This is a genomic window from Vibrio genomosp. F10 str. 9ZD137 (genome assembly GCF_049974785.1).
Classification (GTDB): domain Bacteria; phylum Pseudomonadota; class Gammaproteobacteria; order Enterobacterales; family Vibrionaceae; genus Vibrio.
In genome coordinates this window covers 1-5,258 of the sequence record NZ_JBNGCJ010000600.1, presented here as the reverse complement: position 1 = coordinate 5,258, position 5,258 = coordinate 1, and the positions used below count along the sequence as shown (strand labels likewise).

The 5,258-nt window shown below is 44.9% G+C and carries 4 protein-coding genes and 1 pseudogene; 3 read left to right on the top strand and 2 right to left on the bottom strand.

The genetic code is table 11. The features are described from left to right. Positions 1 to 108: 108 nt before the first annotated feature. Entirely contained in the window at positions 109 to 768 is a 660-nt protein-coding gene (locus ACP45E_RS14550; protein ID WP_017038823.1) for an RpiB/LacA/LacB family sugar-phosphate isomerase, read from the top strand. A gap of 55 nt (positions 769 to 823) precedes the next feature. On the opposite strand, the gene ACP45E_RS14545 is transcribed toward ACP45E_RS14550, so the two are convergent. Continuing rightward, entirely contained in the window at positions 824 to 1,402 is a 579-nt protein-coding gene (locus tag ACP45E_RS14545) for a hypothetical protein (RefSeq protein ID WP_017038822.1), read from the bottom strand. A gap of 233 nt (positions 1,403 to 1,635) precedes the next feature. Beyond that, positions 1,636 to 3,234: an isocitrate lyase gene (locus ACP45E_RS14540; RefSeq protein ID WP_017038821.1), complete on the bottom strand. Its 1,599-nt coding sequence runs from the start codon at positions 3,232 to 3,234 to the stop codon at positions 1,636 to 1,638. A gap of 130 nt (positions 3,235 to 3,364) precedes the next feature. Here ACP45E_RS14540 and ACP45E_RS14535 point away from each other — a divergent pair, with 130 nt between their 5' ends. After that, entirely contained in the window at positions 3,365 to 4,318 is a 954-nt protein-coding gene (locus ACP45E_RS14535) for a LysR family transcriptional regulator (RefSeq protein WP_017033103.1), read from the top strand. A 174-nt stretch (positions 4,319 to 4,492) separates the two neighbouring features. After that, a pseudogene (locus ACP45E_RS14530) lies at positions 4,493 to 5,258 on the top strand (malate synthase G); the annotation flags it as partial.

Here is a 5,258-nt window from a genome sequence, read left to right as displayed (position 1 = left end):
GGATTACATTAATGGCTATACCATTGCTGTTGACGGTGGTTGGTTAGCACGCTAGTTGGTTTTTTATTCTAAATTTTGAGTTTGCAGCAATCTTGCAGGAGAAGATAAATGAAAATCGCTTTAATGATGGAAAACAGTCAGGCAGGTAAAAATGCCATGGTTGCAGCTGAGCTAGAGTCAGTGGCGGGTGGCATTGGTCACGATGTTTTCAACTTAGGTATGACCGACGAGAATGATCACCACTTAACGTATATCCACTTAGGTATCATGGCCAGTATTCTGATCAACTCAAAGGCTGTGGACTTTGTTGTGACGGGATGTGGAACAGGGCAAGGTGCTTTGATGTCACTGAATCTGCATCCAGGTGTGGTTTGTGGTTACTGTTTAGAACCATCAGATGCATTCTTGTTTAACCAAATCAACAACGGTAATGCTATTGCTCTCGCTTTTGCCAAGGGCTTTGGCTGGGCAGGTGAACTCAACATTCGTTATATCTTTGAAAAAGCGTTCACAGGCGAGCGTGGTAATGGGTATCCACTAGAACGTGCAGAACCACAGCAACGTAATGCAGCAATTTTGAATGAAGTGAAAGCGGCGGTGGTAAAAGATAACTTTATTGATTCTCTGAGAGCTATCGACCAAGATCTAGTGAAAACAGCGGTTGGCAGCGAGCGTTTCCAACAATGCTTCTTTGAGCATTGCCAAAACCAAGAAATCGCAGACTACGTCCAAACACTCTTGGATCAGTTCTATCAAGAGCTCACTTAGCTGTGAAATCGAGCTAATTAAATTGAGCCAGCTAGGTTGAGCCAGCTAAGTAGAGCTAGATAGCCAGCTCAGGTTCAGATAGCTCTTGTACACAAGCTCGGCTGATGTCTTCGTCAATGTAAGCCATCCCCAGTTTGTTCAAGTAGTCCATACGATCAGCTGTGCGAAGCTCGATGTCGGGGCCTACAATGTGGTTGGCTTGATAAATTTCAGTGAGGTGAGACATGAATTGTTCACCAACACTCATCATCAACAGGCTCATTGCGCCTACGTCCGGTCTTACTTTGGCACGTTGCTTTTCAGACAGGTTTACCGCGAATACGATAGGCTGTTCTTCCCCTTCGAAACGAACACTACGCTCACGAACGGTTTGTTGTGCCCAGTAATACGCCAACTCTTTACTCTGAGTAAGGAACACAGGTTCGACGGATTCTGTGTAGTTATTACCAATCGTAGCCATGGTTTTCAAAGCGGCTTCATTGAGTGCTTTGTCTCCTGAGCGTTTCAGTCCTTGGCCTTGGATAGAAGCAAGCAAGGCTGAAGATGTGCCGTGATACCATGTATCACCCGTTGCGAATCCATTTTCTGATAGCAGCGTTTTTGCATCTTGTAGGTGTTTCGGTATTGAAGTCATAGGCACTCTCAATCAAAAGGAATATCAACAAACATGAATCTCAACAAACATGAATACAGTTAGCTTAAACAGATGTTGCTTAGCTGACCGTGGTGTAGAACACAATTCTTAGGCTTTGAGATAAAGCTGGCAGTCGTAGCTTTATCTCAAAGCCTTCCCCCGGTTCCTTAATCAAGTAAGAAACAATAGCGGAGGAGGCTTTAGCGTTAGCGATTAATCAAAAGTGCTAGCGGTTAATCAAATTGATTAGACGTATTCGCTTCACCCGCGGCTTTTAGTGCATTCTCACCCGCGAAGTATTCTTTGTGATCATCACCGATGTCTGAACCAGACATGTTTTGGTGTTTAACACAAGCGATGCCTTGGCGTATCTCTTTGCGCTGAACATTTGCAACATAGCCCAGCATGCCTTGGTCACCGAAGTATTCTTTTGCAAGGTTGTCAGTAGACAGCGCTGCAGTGTGGTAAGTCGGTAGAGTAATCAAGTGGTGGAAGATACCCGCTTCACGAGATGCATCCGCTTGGAATGTGCGAATCTTATCGTCCGCACTTGCAGACAATTCTGTTTCGTCGTATTCCGCACTCATCAGGTTTGCACGGTCGTAAGCTGAAACATCTTTACCTTCTGCTACCATCGCATCGTAAGCTTGCTGACGGAAGTTTAGCGTCCAGTTGAATGATGGCGAGTTGTTGTAAACCAGTTTCGCATTAGGGTGTACTTCACGTACGCCATCCATCATCTCTTTGATTTGACCGATGTGTGGTTTCTCAGTCTCAATCCAAAGTAAGTCAGCACCTGCGTTGATGGCTTCGATACAGTCGAATACACAGCGATCTTCGCCCGTACCTTCGCGGAATTGGTATAAGCCTGAAGGCAGACGCTTAGGTCGAACTAGCTTGCCGTCGCGGTTGAAGCAAACATCGCCTTCAGCCATATCAGCAACATCAATCTCTTCAACATCTAGGTATGAGTTGTAGATGTCACCTTGGTCGCCCGGCTCTTTCACCACTGCGATTTCTTTTGTTAGTCCAGCACCTTGTGAATCGGTACGAGCAACAATGATGCCGTTGTCGATGCCTAGTTCAAGGAAAGCGTAACGAAGCGCACGAAGTTTCGCGTGGAAGTCAGCGTGTGGAACTGTAACTTTGCCGTCTTGGTGACCACATTGCTTCTCATCCGCTACTTGGTTTTCAATTTGTAGACAACAAGCACCCGCTTCAATCATCTGTTTAGCCATTAGGTACGTTGCTTCTGCGTTACCGAAACCAGCATCGATATCGGCAATGATTGGCACTACGTGTGTCACATGGTTGTCGATTTTGTCTTGGATACGGTTTTGTAGGTCCACATCACCCGCTTCACGAGCGGCATCCAATTCACGGAATAAACCACCCAGTTCACGAGCATCAGCTTGGCGCAGAAATGTGTATAGTTCTTCTACTAGGCCAGCAACTGACGTTTTCTCATGCATTGATTGGTCTGGAAGTGGACCAAAGTCTGAGCGAAGTGCAGCGACCATCCAACCAGAAAGGTATAGGTAGCGGCGATCTGTCTTGCCATCAAAGTGCTTCTTAATAGAAATCAGCTTTTGTTGACCAATAAAACCGTGCCAGCAACCTAAAGACTGAGTGTATTGAGAGCTGTCTTTGTCGTAAGCCTCCATATCCGCACGCATGATATCTGCCGTGTATTGCGCGATATCCAGACCTGTTTTGAATTTGTTTTGAGCTCGCATACGAGCAGCAGATTCAGCATTAATTGCATCCCATGGAGCACCTGCAGCGCTTTTTGCAACTTCTATCATTTCGATATCTTGTGTAATTTGCGACATAACTATTCCTTAGTTTCACGTGGGGTATGGTTGCCAAATTGGCTTGGATTAAAACTTTGCTATGGACAAAGAATAACCACGCATGTGATAATTTTGTTAATTTATAGTTATTATATTCGGTATTTTTCTTATGAATATTGCTCGTATAGACCTTAATTTACTTGTGTATTTAGACATGTTGCTACGTGAAAGAAACGTTACACGAGCAGCAAATCAATTGGGTATTACTCAGCCAGCCATGAGTAATGGCCTTCGCCGATTGCGTGATCTATTTGAGGACCCGCTATTAGTGAGAACCAGTGAAGGGATGATACCAACCGAACGCGCACATAAGTTGCAGCCACTGATTCGAAACATCCTGGCAAATGTAGAAAAGACACTGCAGCCGACCGCAGAGTTTAATGCAGAAGACAGTGAACGCGTATTTCGTATCATGGCGAGTGACTATGCAGAATCGACCATTATTCAACCTCTTCTGAAAAGGTTAAGTGAAATCGCACCGAAAATACGACTGGATATCATGACGCCAAGTGACGTGAGTTATCAGGATGTAGAGCAAGGTACTGTTGATATAATTATCAACCGATTTGACGATATTCCTCAGTCGTTTCACCAGATGAGCCTTTGGCACGACGGGTTTTCTTGTCTATTTAGTTGTGACAACCCGATAGCCGACAACTTCGATATTTTGTCCTATTTAAAGGCGCAACATATCTGGGTAAGTAAGACAGGTATGGGAACGGGGGTGGGGATAAATCCAAGTGAAGCACAAAAGCTCGGTTGGATAGATGAAGCACTTATTCGTATCGGAAAAACACGCAATATTACGGTGTTTACTCGACATTACCTATCAGCCATTCTCTTCGCTCAACAGAAGAATCTGATCCTGACCATTCCAACCAAAGCCGCGCAATTGCAGCGAAATAATCCAAGGCTGTTGATCAAACCCGCGCCATTTGCGATTGAACCGTTTGAAGTGAAAATGGCGTGGAGTCCATTATTGCAAACCAATCCAGACCACCAGTGGATGCGTCGCTTGATTAAAAGTGTCGCCAATGAAATCGAAAGTGGTGTGACGGAATAACACAGTTTGTGGGGTATTTTTTATATGAATATCCAATATAACGGGCATAAATTAGCTAAATTCATGTCCGTTAAGTAAGTTTAAGTCAGTAAAGTAAATTTAAGCTAGTAACGTAAATTTGAGCTAGACACGAAAATTTATTGAGTAGCCATCAGTTAGTTTGAGAGAGAGTTTATGAGCAGTCGCATTCAACAGGGAAGCTTGAACATTGATAGCACCCTCTACCAATTAATTAATGAGCAGGTGATTCCTGGAACAGGCATTGTCGCTGAAAACTTTTGGCAATCATTTGCAACCATCCTTGAAGATCTGGCTCCAAAGAACCGCGCATTGCTTATCAAGCGTGACGATCTTCAACATCAAATTGACGTTTGGCACCAAGAGCGCGCTGGGCAAACGCTAGATCCTATTGAGTACAAACAGTTCTTACAGCAGATCGGCTATTTGGTTTCTGAAGGCGATGACTTTCAAGTGACGACAGCGAGCGTAGAGCCTGAGATCGCAACACAAGCAGGGCCGCAGCTTGTGGTTCCAATCATGAACGCCCGCTTTGCACTTAACGCAGCCAATGCGCGTTGGGGCAGCCTATATGATGCGCTCTACGGCACCGATGTGATCAGCGAAAGTGACGGCGCAGAAAAGGGCGGAAGCTTTAACCCTGTGCGTGGTGCTAAAGTCGTGACTTATGCTCGTGAGTTTCTTGATGACGCAGCGCCATTAAACGGTGTCTCTCATAAAGACGTCACCAAATACAGCATCAGTAACGCTAGCATCGGCAATAAGTTGATAGCGACACTGGATAACGGTGAAGAAGTCACTCTCATTGATAGCGACCAGTTTATTGGCTATCAAGGTGATGCAAGTTCCCCTTCATGCATTCTTCTTAAACACAATAATCTGCACATCGAAATTCAAATTGACCCGAGCGCGCCGATTGGTA